The 24,278-nt window shown below is 71.7% G+C and carries 22 protein-coding genes; 16 read left to right on the top strand and 6 right to left on the bottom strand.

The annotated features are described in order from the left end of the window. The first annotated feature begins 82 nt into the window (after positions 1 to 82). Complete coding sequence (locus ACZ7GZ_RS03700) at positions 83 to 481, top strand: RidA family protein (protein WP_471020663.1); 399 nt, start codon at positions 83 to 85, stop codon at positions 479 to 481. A 111-nt stretch (positions 482 to 592) separates the two neighbouring features. Here ACZ7GZ_RS03700 and ACZ7GZ_RS03695 read toward each other — a convergent pair whose 3' ends face one another. Then, on the bottom strand, positions 593 to 1,177 hold the full coding sequence (locus tag ACZ7GZ_RS03695) for an adenylosuccinate lyase (protein ID WP_471020662.1): 585 nt from the start codon (positions 1,175 to 1,177) through the stop codon (positions 593 to 595). 424 nt (positions 1,178 to 1,601) lie between these two features. On the opposite strand from ACZ7GZ_RS03695, the gene ACZ7GZ_RS03690 reads away from it, so the two are divergent. From ACZ7GZ_RS03690 to pssA, 9 genes are all read left to right on the top strand, one after another. Next, complete coding sequence (locus ACZ7GZ_RS03690) at positions 1,602 to 3,416, top strand: 3-hydroxyacyl-CoA dehydrogenase family protein (protein ID WP_471020661.1); 1,815 nt, start codon at positions 1,602 to 1,604, stop codon at positions 3,414 to 3,416. 154 nt (positions 3,417 to 3,570) lie between these two features. Beyond that, entirely contained in the window at positions 3,571 to 4,389 is an 819-nt protein-coding gene (locus ACZ7GZ_RS03685; protein WP_471020660.1) for a TetR family transcriptional regulator, read from the top strand. A gap of 430 nt (positions 4,390 to 4,819) precedes the next feature. After that, positions 4,820 to 6,157: a crotonyl-CoA carboxylase/reductase gene (gene ccrA, locus ACZ7GZ_RS03680; RefSeq protein ID WP_471020782.1), complete on the top strand. Its 1,338-nt coding sequence runs from the start codon at positions 4,820 to 4,822 to the stop codon at positions 6,155 to 6,157. Positions 6,158 to 6,166: 9 nt separating this feature from the next. Then, the gene (locus ACZ7GZ_RS03675; protein ID WP_471020659.1) at positions 6,167 to 8,194 is read left to right on the top strand and encodes a protein meaA; all 2,028 of its coding nucleotides are present in this window, start codon (positions 6,167 to 6,169) and stop codon (positions 8,192 to 8,194) included. Then, positions 8,191 to 9,156 (top strand): HpcH/HpaI aldolase/citrate lyase family protein, encoded by a 966-nt coding sequence (locus ACZ7GZ_RS03670; RefSeq protein WP_471020658.1) that lies wholly within the window; start codon positions 8,191 to 8,193, stop codon positions 9,154 to 9,156. Before ACZ7GZ_RS03675 ends, ACZ7GZ_RS03670 begins: the two co-directional genes overlap by 4 nt. Positions 9,157 to 9,161: 5 nt before the next feature. Next, a complete protein-coding gene (locus ACZ7GZ_RS03665; RefSeq protein WP_031168225.1) occupies positions 9,162 to 9,689 on the top strand; it encodes a MaoC family dehydratase in 528 nt (175 codons plus the stop codon). 2 nt (positions 9,690 to 9,691) lie between these two features. After that, positions 9,692 to 10,897 carry an acyl-CoA dehydrogenase family protein gene (locus ACZ7GZ_RS03660; protein ID WP_471020657.1) on the top strand — a complete coding sequence of 402 codons (1,206 nt, stop codon included), beginning with the start codon at positions 9,692 to 9,694 and terminating at the stop codon, positions 10,895 to 10,897. A 170-nt stretch (positions 10,898 to 11,067) separates the two neighbouring features. Next, the gene (locus ACZ7GZ_RS03655; protein WP_363217069.1) at positions 11,068 to 11,724 is read left to right on the top strand and encodes a phosphatidylserine decarboxylase; all 657 of its coding nucleotides are present in this window, start codon (positions 11,068 to 11,070) and stop codon (positions 11,722 to 11,724) included. A gap of 22 nt (positions 11,725 to 11,746) precedes the next feature. After that, positions 11,747 to 12,568 carry a CDP-diacylglycerol--serine O-phosphatidyltransferase gene (gene pssA, locus ACZ7GZ_RS03650; protein ID WP_361243492.1) on the top strand — a complete coding sequence of 274 codons (822 nt, stop codon included), beginning with the start codon at positions 11,747 to 11,749 and terminating at the stop codon, positions 12,566 to 12,568. 333 nt (positions 12,569 to 12,901) lie between these two features. Here pssA and ACZ7GZ_RS03645 read toward each other — a convergent pair whose 3' ends face one another. Then, entirely contained in the window at positions 12,902 to 14,038 is a 1,137-nt protein-coding gene (locus ACZ7GZ_RS03645; protein WP_471020656.1) for a glycerate kinase, read from the bottom strand. Between the two features lie 237 nt (positions 14,039 to 14,275). Between ACZ7GZ_RS03645 and ACZ7GZ_RS03640 the strand changes: the two genes are divergently transcribed. From ACZ7GZ_RS03640 to ACZ7GZ_RS03625, 4 genes are all read left to right on the top strand, one after another. Then, complete coding sequence (locus ACZ7GZ_RS03640) at positions 14,276 to 15,352, top strand: ADP-ribosylglycohydrolase family protein (RefSeq protein WP_471020655.1); 1,077 nt, start codon at positions 14,276 to 14,278, stop codon at positions 15,350 to 15,352. A gap of 28 nt (positions 15,353 to 15,380) precedes the next feature. Then, complete coding sequence (locus ACZ7GZ_RS03635) at positions 15,381 to 15,875, top strand: NUDIX domain-containing protein (protein ID WP_471020653.1); 495 nt, start codon at positions 15,381 to 15,383, stop codon at positions 15,873 to 15,875. Between the two features lie 359 nt (positions 15,876 to 16,234). After that, positions 16,235 to 16,972 (top strand): SIR2 family NAD-dependent protein deacylase, encoded by a 738-nt coding sequence (locus ACZ7GZ_RS03630; protein WP_471020652.1) that lies wholly within the window; start codon positions 16,235 to 16,237, stop codon positions 16,970 to 16,972. Positions 16,973 to 17,198: 226 nt separating this feature from the next. Then, positions 17,199 to 18,158, top strand: a complete 960-nt coding sequence (locus ACZ7GZ_RS03625) for a D-2-hydroxyacid dehydrogenase family protein (RefSeq protein ID WP_471020651.1) — start codon at positions 17,199 to 17,201, stop codon at positions 18,156 to 18,158. 75 nt (positions 18,159 to 18,233) lie between these two features. Here the strand turns inward: ACZ7GZ_RS03625 and ACZ7GZ_RS03620 are convergent, their stop codons facing one another. From ACZ7GZ_RS03620 to ACZ7GZ_RS03610, 3 genes are all read right to left on the bottom strand, one after another. After that, positions 18,234 to 18,725 (bottom strand): methylated-DNA--[protein]-cysteine S-methyltransferase, encoded by a 492-nt coding sequence (locus ACZ7GZ_RS03620; RefSeq protein ID WP_471020780.1) that lies wholly within the window; start codon positions 18,723 to 18,725, stop codon positions 18,234 to 18,236. A 103-nt stretch (positions 18,726 to 18,828) separates the two neighbouring features. Then, complete coding sequence (locus ACZ7GZ_RS03615; protein ID WP_471020649.1) at positions 18,829 to 20,307, bottom strand: AlkA N-terminal domain-containing protein; 1,479 nt, start codon at positions 20,305 to 20,307, stop codon at positions 18,829 to 18,831. Between the two features lie 168 nt (positions 20,308 to 20,475). Further along, positions 20,476 to 21,381: a LysR family transcriptional regulator gene (locus ACZ7GZ_RS03610; RefSeq protein WP_471020647.1), complete on the bottom strand. Its 906-nt coding sequence runs from the start codon at positions 21,379 to 21,381 to the stop codon at positions 20,476 to 20,478. Between the two features lie 136 nt (positions 21,382 to 21,517). Here ACZ7GZ_RS03610 and ACZ7GZ_RS03605 point away from each other — a divergent pair, with 136 nt between their 5' ends. Both ACZ7GZ_RS03605 and ACZ7GZ_RS03600 read left to right on the top strand, forming a co-directional pair. Further along, positions 21,518 to 22,336, top strand: coding sequence for a 3'(2'),5'-bisphosphate nucleotidase CysQ (locus ACZ7GZ_RS03605; RefSeq protein WP_471020646.1), 819 nt, complete (start codon positions 21,518 to 21,520; stop codon positions 22,334 to 22,336). A 41-nt stretch (positions 22,337 to 22,377) separates the two neighbouring features. Beyond that, complete coding sequence (locus tag ACZ7GZ_RS03600) at positions 22,378 to 22,974, top strand: NADPH-dependent F420 reductase (protein WP_471020645.1); 597 nt, start codon at positions 22,378 to 22,380, stop codon at positions 22,972 to 22,974. A 75-nt stretch (positions 22,975 to 23,049) separates the two neighbouring features. On the opposite strand, the gene ACZ7GZ_RS03595 is transcribed toward ACZ7GZ_RS03600, so the two are convergent. Then, positions 23,050 to 23,922 (bottom strand): methylenetetrahydrofolate reductase, encoded by an 873-nt coding sequence (locus tag ACZ7GZ_RS03595; RefSeq protein WP_471020644.1) that lies wholly within the window; start codon positions 23,920 to 23,922, stop codon positions 23,050 to 23,052. Between the last annotated feature and the right edge of the window lie 356 nt (positions 23,923 to 24,278).

Here is a 24,278-nt window from a genome sequence, read left to right as displayed (position 1 = left end):
TGGAGCCGCTCCACCCGCCTGCCGTCGTCCGTCGTGCCGCGCCCGCGGCATCGCCGTGGCCGGTCTCGTCCATCATGGGGCCATGAGTGAACCGACCCGGATCGCCGCCCCGGACGGCGTCGCCCCCGCGGCCCAGTACAGCCATGTCGTCTCGGCGAGCGGCCGCTTCGTCGCCGTCTCCGGCCAACTCGCCCTGGACGAACAGGGCCGGCTGGTCGGCGAGGACGACCCCGCGGCCCAGGCCCGCCAGGTGTTCGAGAACCTGAAGCGCTGCCTGGCCGCGGCCGGCGCCGGCTTCGAACACGTCGTCAAACTGACGTACTTCGTCACCGACACGGCCCATCTGCCCGCGATCCGCGCGGCCCGCGCCGCCCACATACCCGACGACCGCCTCCCGGCGTCCTCCGCGGTACAGGTGGCCGCGCTGGTGGCGCCGGAGTTCCTGATGGAGATCGAGGCGCTTGCGGTGGTGGCCGACTAGGCCGGCAGGGGCTTCACCGTCCGGTGGTAGCGCCCGGGCGCAGCTCACCCGCGAACCGCACGCCCTGGGGCAGGGTCGCGCACCCCGCGCGCCTCCCGGCCCGGCCGGCGCTCACCGCGCCTCCTCCTGCGGCGGGATCCGTGCCAGCGCGTGCACTGCCGCCTCGGCCAGGGCCGGGTGGGCCAGGGCCTCGGTCAGGACCCGTCGGGCGCGGGGGTCCCCGAGGGTGCCGAGGCCCGTCACGCAGGCGAGGGCGACCCGGCGGTAGGGGTCGTGCGGGCGCAGGCGGCGTTCCAGGGTGGTGACCAGGGCGGGCACGGACTCGGGCGCGGCGAGTTCGGCCAGCAGCCGTACCGGGTGCAGGGCGTAGGCCACGCGGAGTTCGTTCGTCGCGAGGGCCGCCGCCGCGCGGGCCGTGCGGGGGTCGCCCAGGCGGGCGAGGGCGTAGGCGGCGGAGGCGCAGCGCGGCGGGTCGCGGTGGTTGAGGAGGAGCACCAGGGACTCGAAGGCGCGCCGGTCGCCGGCGAGGCCGAGCCGGAACGCGGCCAGTTCCCTGGCCCACAGCGGCTGTCCGGGCGCGGTGAGCACCTCCGCGAGTTCGTCGTGGTCCTCGGTCGCCAGCAGCCGGTCGAACGCCACCGAGCCGCGCGACTCCTGCCGTAAGCGCTCCGTGAGTGATCGCAACTCTTCGTCCACGAAGGCCAGCGTAGGCGGGTGGCGCGGCCGGAGGGAGCTACATCACAAAGTCCGGTGCCGACGGAGGACTGGCGCGCTCGTTACTGGCCGGTTAAGCTCAGACGAGCGAGTTACCCACTCGCACCTCCACTGGCGACGGTTTGGTGACGCGGCCGTCGCCGGGGGCACCTCCCACGCCTTCAGGGCAGTGGGGAAGTGTCGGTTCGGTACGTACGTGTACCGCAGTACGACCCGGCTCCGGGACAGGGCCGGTCGGATTCCCTGCCGCTTGCCGATCACGGGCGTGTGCATCGCCCAGGGCACCGGCAGTACCGGGCGTGTGCGCTCGCAGCCCGCAACACCCGCACTCCTTCCCGCTCCGTGGTGCGCCCCTCGGCGCACCCGGCGCGCTCCTCGTCGTCACCCTCATTCCTGGAGTCCCGCGATGGCCACTCCCCTGTCCCCCCAGTCCGGCACCCCCGTGTCCCCGTTGAAGACGATCGCCGTCGTCGGCCTCGGCACCATGGGCACCGGCATCACCGAGGTCCTCGCGAAGGCCGGTCGCGAGGTGATCGGCATCGACATCAGCGAGGCCCAGGCCGCGAAGTCGCTCGCCGCCCTGGAAGCCTCCACCGCCCGCTGTGTCGAGCGCGGCCGGCTCACCGAGCAGGAGCGCGCCGACGCCCTCGCCCGGGTGCGCACCTCCACCGACCTCACCGCGGCGGCCGACGCCGACCTCGTCATCGAGGTGGCCCCGGAGTCGTACGAGATCAAGCAGCAGATCTTCCGCGAACTGGACGGCGTCGTCCGCCCGGAGACCATCCTCGCGACCGGCACCAACGCGCTGTCCGTCACCCGGCTCGCGGCCGACTCGGCCCGCCCCGAGCGGGTGCTCGGCCTGCACTTCTTCAACCCGGCCCCGGCGATGAGGCTGGTCGAGGTGGTCTCCTCGGTGCTGACCGCGCCGCAGGCCGTCGCCGCGGTCACGGACCTCGCGATCGAGCTCGGCAAGGAGCCGGTCGCGGTCGGCGACCGTCCCGGCTTCGTCGCGGACGGCCTGCTCTTCGGCTACCTCAACCAGGCCGCCGCGATGTACGAGGCGCGGTACGCCTCCCGCGAGGACATCGACGCGGCGATGCGGCTCGGCTGCGGGCTGCCGATGGGCCCGCTCGCGCTGCTGGACCTGATCGGCATCGACACCGCGCGTACGGTCCTGGAGGCCATGTACGCCGAGTCCCGCGACCGGCTGCACGCGCCCGCCCCCATCCTGAAGCAGCTCAGCGAGGCGGGCCTGACCGGCCGCAAGTCCGGGCGGGGCTTCTACACCTACGCGGCGCCGGGCAGCGCCACGGTCGTGCCGGACGCGCTGACCCCGGCCGCGGACGGCTCCGCGGTCCAGGGGCGCGAGGTCCGCTCGGTGGGCGTCGCCGGCTCCGGCACCATGGCCTCCGGCATCGCCGAGGTGTTCGCCAAGGCGGGCTACGACGTCGTCCTGGCCGCCCGCAGCGCGGAGAAGGCCCAGGCCGCCAAGGCCCGGATCGGCAAGTCGCTTTCGCGCTCGGTCGACAAGGGCCGGCTGACCGCCGAGGCCGCCGCGCAGATCCTGGACCGGATCACCCCGGCGGGCTCGTACGACGCCTTCGCCGACGTCGACCTGGCCGTCGAGGCGATCGCCGAGGACCTTCAGGTCAAGCAGCAGCTGTTCGCCACGCTGGACAAGATCTGCAAGCCCGGCGCGGTCCTCGCCACCACCACCTCCTCGCTGCCCGTCGTGGCCTGCGCCCGCGCCACCTCGCGCCCGCAGGACGTGATCGGCATGCACTTCTTCAACCCGGCCCCGGCGATGAAGCTGGTCGAGGTCGTGCGGACCGTGCTGACGGCCGACGACGTCCACGCGACCGTCCGCGAGGTCTGCGCGAAGATCAAGAAGCACGCGGTGGACTGCGGCGACCGGGCCGGCTTCATCGTGAACGCGCTGCTGTTCCCGTACCTGAACAACGCGATCAAGATGGTCCAGGAGCACTACGCGTCCCTGGACGACATCGACGCGGCGATGAAGCTCGGCGGCGGCTACCCGATGGGCCCCTTCGAGCTGCTGGACGTGGTCGGTCTGGACGTGTCGCTGGCCATCGAGAAGGTCCTGCACCGCGAGTTCCGCGACCCCGGCCTCGCCCCGGCCCCGCTGCTGGAGCACCTGGTGGCCGCGGGCTGCCTCGGCCGCAAGACCGGCCGCGGCTTCCGCGAGTATGCCCGCCGCTGACGGCGCCGGCGACTGGTCGCACACGGAGACGGACTGGGGCGGACTGCTCGGCCCCGCGGACGCGCCCCCGCCCTCCTGGGGCGGGGGCGGCCCCCGGGGCGGGAGAAACCCCTCACCCGCGCACCGAACTGCGCACATGCAGTACGTTCGGGTCATGTCCCAGCCCGCCAAGTCCTCCCGTACACCAGCTACGCCCGACGCGCCGGAAAGTGCCGCAGGCAGTCGCGCCGCCGCCCAGCGGCTCAAGATGCGCCGAGAACTGGCGGCCGCAGCCATGGAGCTGTTCGCGACCAAGGGGTACGAGGCGACCACCGTCGACGAGATCGCGGCCGCCGCCGGGGTCGCCCGCCGCACCTTCTTCCGCCACTTCCGTTCCAAGGAAGAGGCGATCTTCCCGGACCACGACGACACGCTGATCCGCGCCGAGGCGGTCCTCAACGCCGCCCCCGCGCACGAGCATCCGCTCGACACCGTGTGCCGCGGCATCAAGGAAGTCATGAAGATGTACGCGGCCCGGCCGGAGATCTCGGTCGCCCGCTACAAGCTCACCCGCGAGGTACCCACCCTGCGCGAGGCCGAGATCGCCTCCGTCGCCCGCTACGAGCGCCTGTTCACCCGTTACCTCCTCGGCCACTTCGACGAGCACGCGCACGCCGACGACGCCAACGACGACCCGCTGCTGGCCGAGGTGGCCGCCTCCGCGGTCGTCACGGCCCACAACCACGTCCTCAGGCGCTGGCTCCGGGCGGGTGGCCAGGGGGACGTGGAGGCGCAGCTGGACCACGCCTTCGCGATCGTGCGGAAGACGTTCGGCACGGGCATCGGCGCCGGCCGCAGCGCGGCACCCAGGCCGGCGGCGACGGTCCCCGCGGCGGTGTCCGCGCACGGCGAGGTCCTCGTCACGGTCGCCCGCACCGACGCCCCGCTGGACGAGGTCATGCGGACCATCGAGGAGGCGCTGAAGGAGCGCTGAGCTCGCTCGCCCGCTGTGACGACGGCCACCCGACCGGGTGGCCGTTTTGCCATGTCAGGGCCCGTTTTCAAGCGGATTTCAGGCGCCGTTCGATCGATCATCGCTCATTTGTTACGTAAAGATTTCATCTGAGGCCAAGTTCTGGCACTCAGTGCCTTGTCACCTGACACGCGGTGTCATACGTTGAAGGTGTCCGGGCGGCCGGCGAGCAGAGACCGTTCGCTCGCCGGCTGTCCCCGCAAGCTCATGGCCTGCGCGCCCGGACGCCTGCGTCACAGGCAACCTCCCGCGCCACAAAGCGCTGCCGAAGCACCACCGAGCCGAACCGACGGCACACACCAAAACCCTCAGCAGCACTCATCGCAGCACCGACGAATCCCCAGCGCCCCCTCCCTCAGGGACGCTCACCGCCGGAGGCAACACCGTGACCGTGAAGGACATCCTGGACGCGATCCAGTCGAAGGACGCCACGTCCGCCGACTTCGCCGCCCTGCCGCTCCCCGACTCGTACCGCGCTATCACCGTGCACAAGGACGAGACGGAGATGTTCGCGGGCCTCGAGACCCGCGACAAGGACCCGCGCAAGTCGATCCACCTCGATGAGGTCCCCGTGCCGGAACTCGGCCCGGGCGAGGCCCTGGTGGCCGTCATGGCCTCCTCGGTCAACTACAACTCGGTGTGGACCTCGATCTTCGAGCCGCTGTCCACGTTCGGGTTCCTGGAGCGCTACGGCCGCACCAACGAGCTGGCCAAGCGGCACGACCTGCCGTACCACATCATCGGCTCCGACCTCGCGGGCGTCGTCCTGCGCACCGGGCCGGGCGTCAACGCCTGGAAGCCCGGTGACGAGGTCGTCGCCCACTGCCTGTCCGTCGAGCTGGAGTCGAGCGACGGCCACAACGACACGATGCTCGACCCCGAGCAGCGCATCTGGGGCTTCGAGACGAACTTCGGCGGCCTCGCGGAGATCGCCCTGGTGAAGTCCAACCAGCTGATGCCGAAGCCGGACCACCTCAGCTGGGAGGAGGCCGCGGCCCCGGGCCTGGTCAACTCCACCGCCTACCGCCAGCTGGTCTCCCGCAACGGCGCCGGAATGAAGCAGGGCGACAACGTCCTGATCTGGGGCGCGAGCGGCGGCCTCGGCTCCTACGCCACCCAGTTCGCCCTGGCCGGCGGTGCCAACCCCATCTGCGTGGTCTCCAGCGACCAGAAGGCGGACATCTGCCGCTCGATGGGCGCCGAGGCGATCATCGACCGCAACGCCGAGGGCTACAAGTTCTGGAAGGACGAGCGGACCCAGGACCCGAAGGAGTGGAAGCGCTTCGGCAAGCGCATCCGCGAGCTGACCGGCGGCGAGGACATCGACATCGTCTTCGAGCACCCCGGCCGCGAGACCTTCGGCGCGAGCGTCTTCGTCACCCGCAAGGGCGGCACCATCACGACCTGCGCCTCGACCTCGGGCTACATGCACGAGTACGACAACCGCTACCTGTGGATGTCGCTGAAGCGGATCATCGGCTCGCACTTCGCGAACTACCGCGAGGCCTGGGAGGCCAACCGCCTCATCGCCAAGGGCAAGATCCACCCGACCCTGTCGAAGACGTACTCCCTGGAGGACACCGGCCAGGCGGCCTACGACGTCCACCGCAACCTGCACCAGGGCAAGGTCGGCGTGCTGTGCCTCGCGCCCGAGGAAGGCCTCGGTGTGCGCGACGAGGAGATGCGCGCCAAGCACATCGACGCCATCAACCGCTTCCGGAACGTCTGAGAGCCGCAGATGACAGAGCGTCAGAAGGACCGTCCGTGGCTCATGCGGACGTACGCCGGCCACTCGACGGCGGAGGCGTCCAACGAGCTGTACCGGCGCAACCTCGCCAAGGGCCAGACCGGTCTGTCGGTGGCGTTCGACCTGCCGACGCAGACCGGCTACGACCCGGACCACATCCTCGCCCGCGGCGAGGTCGGCCGGGTCGGCGTGCCCGTGGCGCACCTCGGTGACATGCGCCGGCTGTTCCAGGACATCCCCCTGGAGCAGATGAACACCTCGATGACGATCAACGCCACCGCCATGTGGCTGCTGGCGCTCTACCAGGTCGTCGCCGAGGAGCAGGGCGCGGACATCACCAAGCTCCAGGGCACGACCCAGAACGACATCGTCAAGGAGTACCTGTCCCGCGGGACGCACGTCTTCCCGCCGGGGCCGAGCCTCCGTCTGACGACGGACATGATCGCGTACACGGTCTCCCACATCCCGAAGTGGAACCCCATCAACATCTGCAGCTACCACCTGCAGGAGGCCGGGGCCACGCCGGTGCAGGAGATCGCGTACGCGATGTCCACCGCGATCGCCGTCCTCGACGCCGTACGCGACTCCGGCCAGGTGCCGCAGGAGCGCATGGGCGATGTCGTCGCCCGTATCTCCTTCTTCGTGAACGCGGGTGTCCGCTTCGTCGAGGAGATGTGCAAGATGCGGGCGTTCGGCCGCATCTGGGACAAGGTCACGCGCGAGCGGTACGGCATCGAGAACCCCAAGCAGCGCCGGTTCCGCTACGGCGTCCAGGTCAACTCGCTCGGCCTGACCGAGGCGCAGCCGGAGAACAACGTCCAGCGGATCGTGCTGGAGATGCTGGCCGTGACCCTGTCGAAGGACGCACGCGCGCGTGCCGTGCAGCTGCCGGCCTGGAACGAGGCGCTGGGCCTGCCCCGGCCGTGGGACCAGCAGTGGTCGCTGCGCATCCAGCAGGTACTCGCCTACGAGAGCGACCTGCTGGAGTACGAGGACATCTTCGAGGGCTCGCACGTCATCGAGGCGAAGGTGAACGCCTTGGTGGCGGAGTCCCTCGCCGAGATCGACCGCATCCAGGAGATGGGCGGCGCGATGGCCGCCGTGGAGTCCGGCTACCTGAAGTCCCAGCTGGTCTCCTCGCACGCCGAGCGCCGGGCCCGGATCGAGTCCGGCGAGGAGAAGATCGTCGGCGTCAACGCCTTCGAGGGCACCGAGCCGAACCCGCTCACGGCCGATCTGGACACCGCGATCATGACGGTCGACCCGGCGGTCGAGGCCCGGGTCATCGCCTCACTGCAGAACTGGCGCGACACGCGCTACCAGCCGCCCTTCAACCACCCGCGCCCGTGCAAGGCGCTGGAGCGGCTGAAGGAGGCCGCCAAGGGCACGGACAACCTGATGGAGGCCACGCTGGAGTGCGCCCGCGCCGGGGTCACAACCGGCGAGTGGGCCGGCGCCCTGCGCGAGGTGTTCGGCGAGTACCGGGCGCCCACCGGGGTCTCCTCCGCGCCGGTGGCCGTCGCCGCCGAGCCGGGCTCCGCGCTCGCCGAGGTGCGCACCAAGGTGGACGCCACCGCCCGCGACCTGGGCGTCGGCAAACTGCGCTTCCTGGTCGGCAAGCCGGGCCTGGACGGGCACTCCAACGGCGCCGAGCAGATCGCCGTACGCGCGCGTGACGCCGGCTTCGAGGTGGTCTACCAGGGCATCCGGCTCACCCCGGAGCAGATCGTGGACGCGGCCCTCGCCGAGGACGTGCACGCCGTGGGCCTGTCGATCCTGTCCGGCTCACACGCCCAGCTGGTCCCGGACGTGCTCCAGCGGCTGCGTGTGGCCGGTGCCACAGATATACCGGTGATCGCAGGTGGCATCATCCCGAACGGTGACGCCGACCAGCTCAGGGCCGCCGGAGTGGCCGCCGTCTTCACCCCGAAGGACTTCGACATCACCGGAATCATCGGCCGCATCGTCGACGAGATCCGCAAAGCGAACAAGCTCGACCCCCTGGAGGTCCCCGCATGACCACCCCCGTCAACCGCCTTCGCCCGCGGCGCTCCTGCCTGGCCGTGCCGGGCTCGAACCCGCGCTTCCTGGAGAAGGCGCAGGGCCTGCCGGCGGACCAGGTCTTCCTGGACCTGGAGGACGCGTGCGCGCCGCTCGCCAAGCCGGAGGCGCGGCACACCATCGTCAAGTTCCTCAACGAGGGTGACTGGACGGGCAAGACACGGGTCGTGCGCGTCAACGACTGGACGACCGAGTGGACCTACCGCGATGTCGTCACGGTCGTCGAGGGCGCGGGCCAGAACCTGGACTGCATCATGCTGCCGAAGGTGCAGACCGCCCAGCAGGTCGTCGCCCTCGACCTGCTGCTGACCCAGATCGAGAAGACCATGGGCTTCGAGGTCGGCAAGATCGGCATCGAGGCGCAGATCGAGAACGCGCAGGGCCTGAACAACGTCAACGCGATCGCCGAGGCCTCCCCGCGCGTCGAGACCATCATCTTCGGCCCGGCCGACTTCATGGCGTCCATCAACATGAAGTCGCTGGTCGTGGGCGAGCAGCCGCCCGGCTACCCGGCGGACGCCTACCACTACATCCTGATGAAGATCCTGATGGCCGCCCGCGCCAACAACCTGCAGGCGATCGACGGCCCCTACCTGCAGATCCGCAACGTCGAGGGCTACCGGGAGGTCGCCCGGCGCGCCGCCGCGCTCGGTTTCGACGGCAAGTGGGTGCTGCACCCGGGCCAGGTCGAGGCCTCCAACGAGATCTTCTCGCCCTCCCAGGAGGACTACGACCACGCCGAGCTGATCCTGGACGCGTACGACTACTACACGTCGGAGGCGGGCGGCAAGAAGGGCTCCGCGATGCTCGGCGACGAGATGATCGACGAGGCCAGCCGCAAGATGGCCCTGGTCATCTCCGGCAAGGGCCGGGCCGCCGGCATGCAGCGCACCAGCAAGTTCGAGATCCCGGAGGCCTGAGCGCGATGCAGTTCGGACGGACCTACGAGGAGTTCGAGGTCGGGGCGACGTACAAGCACTGGCCGGGCAAGACGGTCACGGAGTACGACGACCACCTGTTCTGTCTCCTCACCATGAACCACCACCCCCTCCACATGGACACGAACTATGCGGAGAAGACGACGGACTTCGGCAAGAACGTCGTCGTCGGGAACTACATCTACTCCCTGCTGCTCGGCATGTCCGTGCCGGACATCTCCGGCAAGGCGATCGCCAACCTGGAGATCGAGTCGCTCAAGCACGTGGCGCCGACCTTCCACGGCGACACGATCTACGGCGAGACGACCGTGCTCGACAAGTGGCCGTCGAAGTCGAAGAACGACCGCGGCATCGTCTACGTCGAGACCAAGGGCTACAAGCAGGACGGCACCCTGGTGTGCGTCTTCCGCCGCAAGGTCATGGTGCCCACCGAGACGTACATCAAGGAGCGCGGCGGCGAGCAGCCCGGCCGCCCGGAGCTGACCGCACCTGCGGAGAAGAAGTCGGAGAAGTAACGATGGCCCGTCTCGCCCAGACCGCCGGTCTGACCGACGTCCAGCAGGAGATCCTCTCGACGGTCCGTGACTTTGTCGACAAGGAGATCATCCCGGTCGCGACCGAGCTGGAGCACCGCGACGAGTACCCGCAGCAGATCGTCGACGGCCTGAAGGAGCTCGGCCTCTTCGGCCTGATGATCCCCGAGGAGTACGGGGGCCTGGGCGAGTCGCTCCTCACCTACGCGCTGTGCGTGGAGGAGATCGCCCGGGGCTGGATGTCGGTGTCCGGCATCATCAACACCCACTTCATCGTCGCGTACATGCTCAAGCAGCACGGCACGCAGGAGCAGAAGGACCACTTCCTGCCGCGGATGGCGGCCGGCGACATCCGGGGCGCCTTCTCGATGTCGGAGCCGGGCCTGGGCTCCGACGTGTCGGCGATCACCTCGAAGGCGGTGAAGGACGGCGACGAGTACGTCCTCAGCGGCCAGAAGATGTGGCTGACGAACGGCGGGACGTCGTCGCTCGTGGCCGTTCTCGTCCGGAGTGACGAAGGACACGCCGAGGGCACCGCGCCCCACAAGTCCATGACGACCTTCCTGATCGAGAAGGAGCCGGGCTTCGGCGAGGTCCGCCCGGGCCTGACCATTCCCGGCAAGATCGAGAAGATGGGCTACAAGGGCGTCGACACGACCGAGCTCATCATGGACGGCCTGCGCGTTCCGGCCGATCGAGTGCTCGGCGGGGTCACCGGCCGAGGTTTTTACCAAATGATGGACGGCGTCGAGGTCGGCCGGGTCAACGTGGCGGCGCGCGGCTGCGGCGTCGCCCAGCGCGCCTTCGAACTGGGCGTGCAGTACGCCCAGCAGCGGCACACCTTCGGCAAGCCGATCGCCCAGCACCAGGCCATCCAGTTCAAGCTGGCGGAGATGGCCACCAAGGTCGAGGCCGCGCATGCGATGATGGTCAACGCGGCACGCAAAAAGGACTCCGGCGAGCGAAACGATCTCGAGGCCGGAATGGCGAAGTACCTCGCCTCCGAGTACTGCAAGGAGGTCGTCGAGGACGCCTTCCGGATCCACGGCGGGTACGGCTTCTCCAAGGAGTACGAGATCGAGCGCCTGTACCGCGAGGCCCCGATGCTGCTCATCGGTGAAGGTACAGCCGAAATCCAGAAAATGATCATCGGCCGCCGACTGCTCGAAGAGTATCGGTTCCAGGGCTGAATGTCCGGGTACGGGGTGTTTTCTTCGAGAAGAAGATCACACCCCGTCGACGGTCTTCGGCTGCCGACTCGGCTTCCCAGCTTGCCCAGTTGCAGCCCGCGACCGGTACGATCCCCGGAAAGCCGCCGTCCCCCGTCATTGCGCGGCATCATCCGCTACGAAGGTCATCCATGCCCCACAGCCAAACCTCTGCACCTCGCGACAGCCGAGCCGGCGTACGCCTCGCGCGCGGAGCATCGCCGTGGCTTCTCCCGACCGTCGCCACCGCAGCCCTCAGCCTGGCCCGCGCCCGACGCTCCGGCGCGGCCCGGGCCGTGGCCGTGCCCGCCACCGCGCTGGCGGCGGGCATGCTGTGGTTCTTCCGCGACCCCGAGCGCGAGATCGCCCCGGGCCGGGTCATCTCGCCCGCCGACGGTGTGGTGCAGAGCATCATGCCGTGGAAGGACGGGCGTACCCGCGTCGCGATCTTCATGAGCCCGCTGAACGTCCACGTCAACCGCGCGCCCCTCGCGGGCACGGTGACGTCCGTCGAGCACATCCCCGGCGGCTTTGTTCCGGCTTTCAACAAGGAGAGCGAGAACAACGAGCGCGTAGTCTGGCATTTCGACACCGAACTCGGCGACATCGAGATGATCCAGATCGCCGGCGCGGTGGCCCGCCGCATCGTGCCCTACATCCCCGAGGGCACGAAGGTCGAGCAGGGCGACCGTATCGGTCTGATCCGCTTCGGCTCGCGTGTCGACCTCTACCTGCCCGAGGGCGTGGAGGTCGCGGTCGAGGTCGGACAGAAGACCGTGGCTGGGGTGACTCGCATTGACCGTGATTGATCCGGAGACCCAGGCGGGCTGGGTGCCCGAGGCCGACGAGGTGGACGAAGAAGAGGAGATGCCCCTCTCGCTCCGCCTGTCGATAGCGGACACCCTCACCCTGGGGAACGCCACGTGCGGCTTCATGGCGGTGTACTTCACCACCACCGGCATCCTGATCCCGCATCTGACCGGCAATGACGAGTCCGCGGGCATGGCACGGCACAGCGCCGCCACGGCCGTCATCCTGATGCTCTGCGCGGCCGTCTTCGACCTGTTCGACGGACTGGTGGCCCGCAAGCTGCGCTCGTCCCCCATGGGCGCGGAGCTGGACAACCTCTCCGACCTGATCAGCTTCGGGCTCGCGCCCGCGTACTTCGTGCTCGTCTACGGCATGGTCGCGGACGACGCGCACCAGAGAGTGGCGGCGCTCGGGGCGATCGTGGTGCTCCTGGCCGTCGTCCTGCGCCTGGCCCGCTTCTCGTGCGTGACCATGAAGGACGGCATGTTCCAGGGCATGCCCAGCCCGTTCGGAGCACTGACGGTGGTCTCCATCGTCCTGCTGGAGCTGCCCTTCGTGGCGACGCTGCTGGCGATTCTCGGTACGGCCTGGCTGATGGTGAGCCGGGTGGAGTACCCGAAGCCGAGGGGGCGCCTGGCGGGGGCCATGCTGTCCTGGATCGTGCTGTCCATGGGCCTGCTGGCGGCGTGGGCCTTCGACGCGCCGAGCGGCCAGCTCCTGCTGCAGACGGGTTGTGCGCTGCAGCTGGTCATGGGCGCCGTGATCCCGTTGTTCGCCACGGCTCGGCGGGTGAACAACTTCCGCGACAACCGCCGCGAGGCTCGCGCGGCGCAGTTGCCGTAGCCGTAGGCCGACGCTGTGAAGGGCCCTGGACCGGGTTGGTCCAGGGCCCTTCGCCTTTGCCCGTGCTTCTGGGGCGGAACGCAGACGCTGCCAGGCAGGGGGGCGTGCGGCCGGCCGAGGCGTTCGGTGACCGAGCGGGCCAGGGGTGGCCGGCGCCGAAGACCCGGCGGTGCCCGTCGAGGCCGTGGCCCCGGGCGTTTCCGGCGACGGCGGTCTCACCCGGGAGCGGGCGCGCAGATGACGCGTGTCCTGCGCAAGGACACGGCCTGATCCGGCCGGGGCTCCGCCCCGGAACCCCGGCCTGCGGGAGTCCGGGGCGCAGCCCCAGGGACCTCAGACCAGGTGGTCCTCGGCGATACGGACGGCGACCCGCTCGAGAATCGGCCCTGCGTCCGCGATGCACGTGGCGACATCGGGCTCGACGGACGTCAGCGGGTACGCCTGGGAGATCCCCGCGCCCCGCAGCGCCTCCGGCGACAGCGCCAGCCGCCCGCACACCGCCACGACCTCCTTGCCGGCGGCCCGGGCCGCCGCGGCGACCCCCGCCGGTGCCTTCCCGTGCAGCGTCTGCTCGTCCAGCGACCCCTCACCGGTGATCACCACGGAGGCCCGCTCCAGCGCGGGCGCGAAGCCGAGGACGTCCAGCATGACCTCGATGCCGGGCCGGAACCGGGCCCCCAGCAGCAGCGCGCCGTAGCCGATGCCGCCCGCCGCGCCCGCGCCCGGCGCCGCCGCGTGCTCGGCGGCACACGGCCCGACGGCCGCCTCCAGCACCTTGGCGAAGTGGGCCAGCGCCGCGTCCAGGGTCGCCACGTCGTCCGGCGAGGCGCCCTTCTGCGGGCCGTACACCGCCGGCGCGCCCTTCGGCCCGGTCAGCGGATTGTCGACGTCGCTGGCGAGCACCAGCTCCACGGACGACAGCCGCGCGTCCAGGCCGGACAGATCCGCCCGCGCCAGGTCGGCGAGCCCGCCGCCGCCCGGCGGCACCGGTTCCCCGTCCTCGTTCAGGAACCGCGCGCCCAGCGCCGCCAGCATGCCCGCGCCGCCGTCCGTCGTGGCGCTGCCGCCGACGCCGAACACGATCGTCCGCGCGCCCGCGTCGAGCGCGGCCCGCAGCAGTTCGCCGGAGCCGTACGTCGAGGCCGTCAGGGGCGCGAAGACACCGGCCGGCAGACGCTGCAGGCCGCTCGCCTCGGCCATCTCCACGACCGCGGTGTCGCCGCGCAGCGCGAACGCGGCCGGCACCTCCTGGCCCAGCGGCCCGGCGACCCGGACCTCCCGCCGCTCGAAACCGGCCGCGACCGCCGCGTCCACGGTCCCGTCGCCGCCGTCGGCCACGGGCAGCGCCTCGACGCGCAGATCCGGCACGACCCGGCGCAGCCCGGCCGTCACCCGCTCGGCGACCTGCACGGCCGTCAGCGAGCCCTTGAACTTGTCCGCGGCGATGAGCACCCGACGGGTCTCGTTCACTGCAGCGTCCGCCACCTTGCTTTCCCCTTGCTCTCCGGGCCCCGCGCACGTCAGGGCCAGTCGCGCCGCTGCGACCTTAACCGGAGGACGCCCTCGCCGTCATGCCCCGACCGAAGGCTGGGAAGCGCCCGGGAAGCGCCCGGCAACGGCCGGGGAGCGCCTGGGACGCACCCGCGCATGACCCGGGAAGACCTGGGGCCCCGGGAACAACCCGGGGAAAACGGGTAGACCCCAGCCATGACCAGCCAGCGCCCCGGACCCACCGCCCTCGCCGACCGCATCCACGGCGGCTGGCTCGGCCGGATCGCGGGCAACATGCTCGGCAAACCGGTCGAGCAGGGCGAGGTGTGGACCCGCGAGCGCATCGACCGTTACCTGCGCAAGGCCGAGGCCCTGCCGCTCACCGACTACCTGCCCGAGCCCGCCGACCCGGCCGAGACCGCCGTACTGCGCCCGGAGTGGCGGGACTGCGTGCGCGGCCGGATCCACGGCAGCGTGCGCGACGACGACGTCGACTACGCGATCCTCGGCCTGCACCTGCTGGAGACGCACGGTTTCGGCTTCAGCACCGAGCAGGTCGGCGACCTGTGGCTGCTCCGGCTGCCGTACCTGCAGACCTTCACCGCGGAACGGGCGGCGTACCGCAACCTCGCGAACGGGCTGAAGCCGCCGCTCACGGCGACGTACGACAACCCGTACCAGGAGTGGATCGGCGCGCTGATCCGCGCCGACGTCCACGGCTGGACCCGTCCCGGGGACCCGGCCGGCGCCGCCGCCCTGGCCCGCAGGGACGCGGTGCTCTCGCACACCGGAAACGGCGTCTACGGCGCCATGTGGGCGGCCGCGCTGATCGCGGCGGCGTTCACCGCGCCGACCGTACGGGACACGCTGGACAGCGCGCTCGCCGTCGTCCCGGCGGGCAGCCGCCTGGCCCGTACCGTACGGCGGGTCATGAGCCTGCACGAGACCCGGCTGCCCTGGGCGGAGACCCTGGCCACGCTGACCGCCGAGACCGCCGGGCTCGGCTGGATCCACACCGTCCCGAACGCCGCCGTCCTCACCGCCGGGCTGCTGTACGGCGACGGCGACTTCACCCGGACCATCACGCTGACCGTGCGCGGCGGCCTGGACACGGACTCCAACGGTGCGACGGCCGGCTCGGTGGCGGGCGTCCTCACCGGCGCGGACGCGATCCCCGCCCAGTGGAAGGACCCGCTCGAGGACACGGTGCGCAGCGCGGTGTTCGGCTTCGACGGCGTACGGATCAGTGCGCTGGCGGAACGCACCGTGCGCCTGGCGACGGCCGCCCCGTAGCCGTACGGCGGCTGGTTACCCTTCCCCAATGACCACGACTGGTGACTTCGCCACGTACATCGCGAGCCTGCCCCGTGTCCTCGCCGGTGCCGCCGCGCTCTTCCGGGACGCCGGGGGACGCGTGCTGCTGGTCGAGCCGAACTACCGCGAGGGCTGGGCGCTTCCGGGCGGCACGATCGAGTCGGACGACGGGGAGACCCCGCGCGAGGGCGCCCGCCGGGAGACGCTGGAGGAGATCGGGCTCGACCGGCGGCTCGGCCGGCTGCTGGCCGTGGACTGGGTGCACGGCGAGGGCCGGCCGCCGCTGGTGGCGTACCTGTACGACGGGGGTGTCCTCGCCGACGCCGACCTCAAGGCCATCCGCCTGCAGGAGGCGGAACTGCTCTCCTGGCGCCTGGTCCCGCGCGAGGAGATCACCGCCCACCTGCCCGGCGCCCCCGGCCGCCGCGTCCTGACCGCCCTCGACGTCCTCACGGCCGGCTCCGGCACGGCGGAGCTGGAGAACGGCCACCGGGTGGCATGACCGGCCCCGGTCGCACCGACGACGTGCCTGCGACCGCGGCTGTCTGCGCCTGGTCCTCGCCGTGCCGCTGACCCTGCCGGCCCTCGTCGCCGGCTTCTGCTGCCGGGCAGCTCTGGTCACCCGGCCGTCGGGCACCTGGGACCACGACGCGTACGCCGCCATCGCCCCGCCCTGTCTCCCCTCGCCGCCGCGGCGGCCGTGCCCGGGCTGCGGCTGCTCGGCCCGCGGGCGCTGGTCTGGGGGCCGCTCCCGCGCCGGCACTGGCCGCCGTGGCGGCGGCGCGCTGGGCGACGCTCGGCCGAGGGAGAGGGCCGTTATCCGTTCGCCGGGCCGCGCCCGCCCGGCCTACCCTCGACCGCATGACCAAGCCCCTCGTCGCCGTGCTCAGCGGCGCAGGTATCTCCACCGACTCCGGCATCCCCGACTACCGCGGCCCCCACGGGTTGTGGCGGCGGGATCCCGAGGCCGAGAAGCTCGTGACGTACGAGTACTACATGGCCGATCCGGAGATCCGGCGGCGGTCGTGGCAGATGCGGCGCAAGAACCGGACGCTGCAGGCCGAGCCGAACGCCGCGCACCGGGCCGTCGCCGAGCTGGAGCGGTCCGGCGTCCCGGTGCGGGTGATCACACAGAACGTGGACGGACTGCACCAGCTGGCCGGGATGCCCGCCCGCAAGGTGCTGGAACTGCACGGCAGCGCGCGCAGCGTGGTGTGCACCCGGTGCCACGCCCGCGGGCCGATGGAGGACGCCCTCGCCCGGGTCGAGGCCGGCGAGGAGGACCCTGCCTGCCTGGCGTGCGGCGGCATCCTGAAGTCGGCGACCGTGATGTTCGGTGAACGACTGGACCCGGTCGTCCTCGGCGAGGCGGTGTCGATCACCAAGGCCTGCACGGTGTTCCTCGCCGTCGGCAGCAGCCTCCAGGTCCAGCCCGCCGCCGGCCTGGTCGGCATCGCCGCCGACCACGGCGCCCACCTGATCATCGTGAACGCCGAGCCGACCCCGTACGACGACCTCGCCCAGGAGGTCGTGCGGGAGCCGATCGGCACCGCCCTGCCCCGCCTGCTGCACTGCATCCGGGCGGAGAGCGGCATGTGAGGGCCCGTTCGGCACCAGGCTCCATCTGCCTCAGGAGCCGTCGTCGAGGTGAGCTCGTCGAGACTGGCCGGACCTTGACGGTCTCGGTCCGCATGATGACCGGTTCTTCGGAGCGGTGATCCACTCGGGCAAGATCTTCCTGCCGGGCGGTCCGGGACCGGGCGACCGCCGCCGCGCACCCGCGCACCCGCGTGCCCCGGCACACGATTCCCTGGGGAGGAACGACATGCGATTCCGCTGCGCCGTACTCGACGACTTCCAGAACGTGGCGGTCGCGTCCGCCGACTGGTCGGTGCTGGGCGACCGCGTGGAGGTCGTCTCCTTCACGGAGCACTTCGCGGGTGAGGACGAACTCGTCGCCGCGCTCGCCGACTTCGACTGCGTGGTCACCCTGCGCGAGCGGGTGCCGTTCCCGGCCGGTGTGCTGAACCGGCTGCCCCGGCTGAGGCTCCTGATCGCCTCCGGCATGCGCAACTCGGTGATCGACTACGCGGCGGCCAGGGCCGGCGGCGTCACGGTGTGCGGGACCGAGAGCTCCGGCACACCGCCGGTCGAGCTCACCTGGGCCCTGCTGCTGGGTCTCGCCCGCGGCATCGTCCAGGAGAACAACGCCCTGCGCGCGGGCGGCCCCTGGCAGTCCACCGTCGGTGCCGACCTGCACGGCCGTACGCTCGGGCTGCTCGGTCTGGGCAGGATCGGCAGCCGGGTGGCGCAGGTCGGGCTCGCCTTCGGGATGGAGGTCGTCGCCTGGAGCCAGAACCTCACCAAGGAGCGCGCCGACGAGGCCGGCGTACGCCTGGCCCCCTCCAAGGAGGACCTGCTCGCGAGCAGCGACTTCGTGTTCGTGCACCTCTCGCTGGGCGACCGGACCCGCGGGCTGCTCGGCGCCGCCGAAATCGCCCTGCTCAAACCGACCGCCTACCTGATCAACACCTCGCGGGCCGCGATCGTCGACCAGGACGCGCTGCTCGCCGCGCTGCACGAGGGCCGTATCGCCGGCGCCGGCGTCGACGTCTTCGACGTGGAGCCGCTGCCCGCCGGCCACCCGATGCGCAGCGCGCCGCGCCTGCTCGCCACCCCGCATCTGGGCTATGTGTCCCACGCCAACTACGCGCGCTACTACGGCCAGGCCGTGGAGGACATCCAGGCGTATCTCGACGGCGCCCCGGTCCGGGTCCTCGGCTGACGTGACCGTCGCGACGCCCGGCGGGCCACACGCCCGCCGGGGCCGTCCCTGAGCCGGCAGAAGGCCGTCCCCGGCTCAGAAGAGAGCCGTTCCGCGCTCGAAGTCCAGCAGCCGGCGCTTGCGGTCCAGGCCGCCGCCGTAGCCGGTGAGGCTGCCGTCGGAGCCGATGACGCGGTGGCAGGGGACGATGATCCCGACGGGGTTGCGCCCGTTGGCCAGGCCGACGGCACGGGAGGCACCGGGGCTGCCGAGGGCGTCGGCGAGTTCGCCGTAGGTGCGGGTCTCGCCGTAGGGGATGCGGGTGAGCTGTGCCCAGACGCTGCGCTGGAACGGCGTTCCCCGCAGAGCGAGTTCGACGGTGAACTCCGTCAGCTCTCCCGCGAAGTAGGCCGTCAGCTGTTCCTCCGCCTCGCCGAAGGCCGCCGGGGTGTCGTCGCGCGGGCCGAAGCCCTCCTCGGCCGGGCGGTGCCGCTGGCCGGCCATGTACAGCCCGCACAGGGCGCCTTCGGCGTCGGCGACCAGGGTGAGCGGGCCGTAGGGGCTTTCGATGACGGTGTGGCAGGTCACGGATGTCCCGGTGGCCATCGATGTCCCGGTGGTCATGGAGGTCTTGGATGTCACGGAGGTCTTGGTTGTCACGGGGGTCGCGCGTGTCACGGGCGGAACCTTCTTACACGGGGAGGAAGTTGACGGGGTGGCTGTCGGTCGCCCACAGGTACTGCACCGCGTACGCCCGCCAGGGCCGCCACGCCTCGGCGCGGGCGGTGAGCGCGGCCGGGGTGGACGGCAGGCCCAGCTCCCCCGCCGCGCGCCGGATGCCGAGGTCGGTGGGGAGGAAGGCGTCGGGGTCGCCGAGGGCGCGCATGGCGATGACGTCGACGGTCCAGGGGCCGAAGCCGGGGAGGGCGAGGAGCCTCGCGCGAGCCTCGGACCAGTCGCTCTCGACGCCCAGGTGAAGGGTGGCGTCGGCGAGTTCGCGGACGAGGGTGGTGAGGGTGGTGCGCCGGGTGCGGGGCATCGCCAGTGTGCCGGGGTCGACGGCGGCCAGGGCTTCGGGGGACGGGAAGAGGTGGGTGAGGCCGCCCTCGGGATCGTCCAGGGGCTTGCCGTGCGCGGCGACCAGGCGGGCCGCGTGCGTGCGGGCGGCGGCCGTGGACACCTGCTGCCCGAGTACGGCGCGTACGGCGAACTCGGCCTCGTCGACCGTGCGCGGCACGCGGCGGCCGGGCGCCTTGTCGACCAGCGGCGCGAGCAGCGGGTCGGTGCGCAGGCGGTCGTCGACGGCGACGGGGTCGGCGTCCAGGTCGAGCAGGCGGCGGCAGCGGCTGATCGCCACGGTCAGGTCGCGCAGGTCGCTCAGGGTGAGACGGCAGGCGATGTGGTCGGGGCGGGGGGTGAGGGAGACGATTCCGTGGCCGTACGGCAGGCGCAGCGTGCGCCGGTAGGCACCGGCGCGCCACTCCTCGACGCCGGGTACGGCCGTGGCGGCGAGGTGGCCGAAGAGGTTGGAGGGGTTGAGCGGGGCGCGGAACGGCAGCCGCAGGCTGATCCCGCCCGGCGTGCCGGTCCCCGACTCGGGGACACGGGTGCGCAGTTCGCTCGGGGTCAGGGCGAAGACCTCGCGGACGGTGTCGTTGAAGGTGCGGATGGAGGAGAATCCGGCCGCGAAGGCGATCTCCGCCATGGGCAGCGGGGTGGTCTCGATGAGCAGCCGTGCGGTCTGGGCCCGCTGGGCGCGGGCGAGCGCGAGGGGTCCCGCGCCCAGTTCGGCGAGCAGCTGCCGCTCCACCTGCCGGGTGCTGTAGCCGAGCCGCGCGGCGAGTCCGGGCACGCCCTCGCGGTCCACGACTCCGTCGGCGATGAGCCGCATGGCGCGGGCCACCAGGTCGGCGCGCTGGTTCCACTCCGGGGAGCCCGGGCTGGTGTCCGGACGGCAGCGCTTGCAGGCCCGGAACCCGGCCTGCTGGCAGGCGGCGGCGCTCGGGTAGAACGTCATGTTCTCCGGCTTGGGCGGGACGGCGGGGCAGCTGGGCCGGCAGTAGATCCGGGTGGTCACGACGGCCGTGAAGAACCACCCGTCGAACCGCGCGTCCTTGGACTGCACGGCGCGTACACAGTGCTCCCGGTCGAGGTGGGTCGCTGTCTGCATGCCTCCAGCATCGGCCACCCGGGGCAGCCGGCGCTGGCGGAATTCCGACACCAGCGTCCGCCGGCCTGCCGGGTTCCCGATTCCCGGCGGGGCCTGGGGGCCGGCCGGGGAGCGGGGGTGCGGAACGGGCTGCCGTGGCCGGCGGGTGAGGCGGCCGGACGGCGCCGACTACGACGCTTTGCACATGGCCAGTGCGGTTCGCGCCAGCCCGCGCAGCCAGGCGTGGGCGTGGTCGGTGTCGTAGCGCTGATGCCACGACAGGTATACCGGTGCCGACGGCAGTTCGAGCGGGAGGGGGAGCACGACCAGGCCGAGGTCGGCGACCGCGGACCGTGTGGTGGCTTCGGGGACGCTGATCAGGAGATCGGAGCCGCGCGCGAACTCCAGCGCGGCCGCTTCCGTGGGCGCGGTCGCCACCACGCGGCGGGTGAGGCCGAGCCGCGCGAGGGCGTCGTCGAGGGCATTGCCGAGGTTTCCACGTCGCGAGACGGTCACGTGCTCAGCGGCGGCGTACCGCTGTGCGGTGACGGTCCTGACGCGGGTGAGGGGGTGCCCCTGCCTCACGACGATGACGAGGCGGGTCTCGCCCACGTTCTCGGCACGGATGTCCGGTGCGCTCGGGCGGTTGGCGTTCGCCTCCAGGTCGACCTCGCCGCGCCGCAACTCGGGGGTGTCGATGCTCGATTCCGCGACGAAGCGCAATCGCACGCCCGGCGCCTGTCCGCGCACGGCCGCGAGCAGTGCGGGGCCGCTCAAGGCGACCAGGGAATCGTGCCAGCGGAGTGTGAAAGTGCGCTCCAACGTTGCCAGATCGAGTTCACGGCTCGGTGCCAGCACCCCCTGGACCTGGTGCAGCAGCTCGTGCACCTGTTCCCGGACGGCGATCGCATACGGCGTCGGGGTCATCGTGCGGCCGGTGCGCACCAGGATCTGATCCCCGGTCGTGCGCCGGATGCGGCCCAGACTCCGGCTCATCGCGGGGGCGGTGACGTGCAGGCGCGCGGCGGCCCCGGCCACACTTCCCTCCTCCAGCAGCGCGTCGAGCGCGGTGAGCAGGTTCAAGTCCAATTGCATTTGAGTAATCCTAGCCGTGCTTGACATGCATTTGAAGTTAATGAAGGGGCTCTATACCGTCGAGACGAGAGCGCAAGACGGAACGCACACCTTGCCCGACCGGCCTCATCCCCCCTCCTCACCCGGGAGTACCACCATGTCCGAAACGCTTCAGACCACTGACGTCGCCGCCTCCGACGCCGACCTGCTCGGCCAGACCGCGATCGCCGTGCGCGCGGCCGGTTCGGCGCTGCGCGAGCGCTTCGGCGAGGTGGTCCGCTACCAGACCCGCGAAGAGCTGATGCGCGCGCTCGCCGCCAACGACGACACGGCCCTCGACATCCTGCGCCCCCGCCTCACGCGCCTGCGCCCGGACGCCGGCTGGGTGGAGGACGAACTGGACGGCGGGGCGCTGCCGCCCGGCGAATGGTGGGTCGTGGATCCGGCCGAAGGCAACGTCAACCACCTGCACGCCCTGCCGGAGTGGGCGGTGACCGCCACCCTCGTGCGTGAGAACCAGCCGGTGCTCACCGCGGTCCACCTGCCGTTGACCGGCGAGACCTACACCGCGCTCACCGGCGCGGGCGCCCACCTCGACGGCCGGCCGCTGCGCGTCTCGCAGACCGCGGACCTCGGCCTGAGCATCGTGGCCACCAGCCAGGCCCGGCCGGACGAGGACGAGAAGGTCGTCAGGCGCGTCGGCTCCTCGATCACCGCGATGCTGTTCGACGCGCTCGTCGTCCGCACCGCCGTGCCCGCGACCCTGCACCTGCTGAACGTGGCCGCCGGCCGGATCGACGCCTTCTGGCAGTTCGCCGGCGCCCGCGCGGACCTGCTGCCCGGGGCGCTGCTCGTCACCGAGGCCGGCGGACAGATCTCCGACGCCGAGGGCCGCCCCTGGACCCCGCAGAGCGAGAGCTTCCTGGCCGCCGCGCCCGGCGTCCACGCCGAGGCCGTCGCCACGCTCTCACGCTGACCGCGCACCACCACCTGCACGCACGGAAGGACCAGATCATCATGACCACGATCGCAGTTCTCGGAAACGGCCGCGTCGGCGGCAACCTGGCCACAGCCCTCGTCCGGGCAGGGCATGAGGTGACCGTGGCGGACCGCGCGCCGGGCGCCGCCGCCGACGCTGCCCGGACAGCCCGGATCGTCATCAACGCCACCCCGGGCGCCGGCTCGCTGGACCGGCTCGTCGCCCTGCGCGAGGAACTGCGCGACAAGATCCTCGTCGACGTCTCCAACGCCACCGTCGACGGACCGGACGGACTGCCCGCCGACCTGATCTACCCCGGCTCAAGCCTCGCCGAGCAACTCCAGGAAGCGCTCCCCGAAACGCGCGTCGTCAAGACACTCAACACCATGCTCTTCCCGGTGATGACCGCGCCGGCCACGCTCACCCAGGCGCCCGACGCCTTCCTCTCCGGCGAGGACCCGCAGGCCAAGCAGACCGTCCGTGACCTGCTCATCGACCTCGGCTGGCGCAAGGAGTGGATCACTGATCTCGGCGGGATCCAGACCGCCCGCGCCACGGAGGCCGCCATACTGTTCGTACCGCACGTGATTCGGTCCAGCGGATTCGCGCCCTTCGCGATCTCGATCGCCCGCTGATCCGCACACAGTGCACCGCCCCCGGCGGGCCCGTACCCAGAAGCACGGCTCCTGCCGTAGCCGCATACGGTCCCCCTAGGAGCGGCTCTCCTGCCGGAAGCGGGCGATCCACTCGGCGGTGTGCCGCAGCCCGCCGAACGTGTAGAAGTGCACCTTCACCGCGCCGTGCCGCTCGGGGTCGTGGCGGCGGGCGAGCGCGTGCAGGAAGCGGTCCGGGCCGGTCGTGCCCATGAGGTTGGTCAGCGAGAAGCCGTACTTGCGGGCGACGGAGGCGCTGGTCGCGACGCCGAAGCGGGTGGCGTAACCGAGCAGCCGGCGGACGCCCGCCGGTCCGGGCACGCCGATGCGGACGGGCAGGTGCACGCCCCGGGCGCGGGCGGCCTCCAGCCAGGTGAGGACCGGGTCGGCGTCGAAACCGAACTGGGTGATGACGTCGCCGCCGAACCGGTGCGCCCCGATGGCCGCCGCCTTGTCGGTGAGCGCCGACCACAGCGTGCGGTCGGCTATCGCGGGGTGGCCCTCCGGATAGCCGCTGATGCCGACGTGGCGGACGCCGTGGCGCTGGAGCAGTCCGGTACGCAGGACGGCGAGGGCGTCCTCGTAGGGGCCCTCGGGACGGGCGGGGTCGCCGCCGACGACGAAGACGTTCTCCGCCGTGCCGTCCGCGGACAGGCCGGCCAGGAACTCCTCCAGGGCGGCGCGGGAGGGCAGACGGCGCGCGGAGATGTGCGGCACGGGGACGAAACCGAGCCGCTTGACCGCGCGGGCGGCCGCCAGCCGCATGCCGAGGTCCTCACCGGCGAGGAAGGTGATGTTGATCCGGGTGCCCCGCGGGATGCTGCCCTGCGCCTCCTCCAGCCGCGGCACGTCCTTGCCGGTCATCTCCAGGGAGAAGTCGTCCAGCAGAGCGGCACCGACGGCCGGGGGGACGGTGAGAGCGGGGTTCATCGTGCTCCTCGTACGACGGTGTTCCTGGCCTCGGCCGATGATGTCACGCGGGCAGCGGGGCGAGGGTCGAGGGTGAGGCAACGGGGCGGGGCACGGGCCGGGGATCCGGACCGGCGGCGCCGGCCGTGTCCCTTCTGCTCCCGGCCTTCTCCGGTCTGCTCCCTGCCTTCTCCGGTCCGCTCCCGGCCTCCTCCGGGCTCTTCCTCCTGCGGGACGACCGGCCGGCGTACGTGGAGACCACGGGGCGGGGCGACCGGCGGCTCTGCGCTCGCCGGCGGACAGCGGCCTTCACCGAAGACGGGTCCGAGCGCCTGCTTCCCGTCCTCGCACAGCGCACGCAGCGCGCACCGACGACC

It is taken from the genome of Streptomyces sp. NPDC037288, from assembly GCF_055603265.1.
The sequence above is the reverse complement of the archived record's forward strand: the minus strand, read 5'-3'. Positions and strand labels throughout refer to the sequence as shown.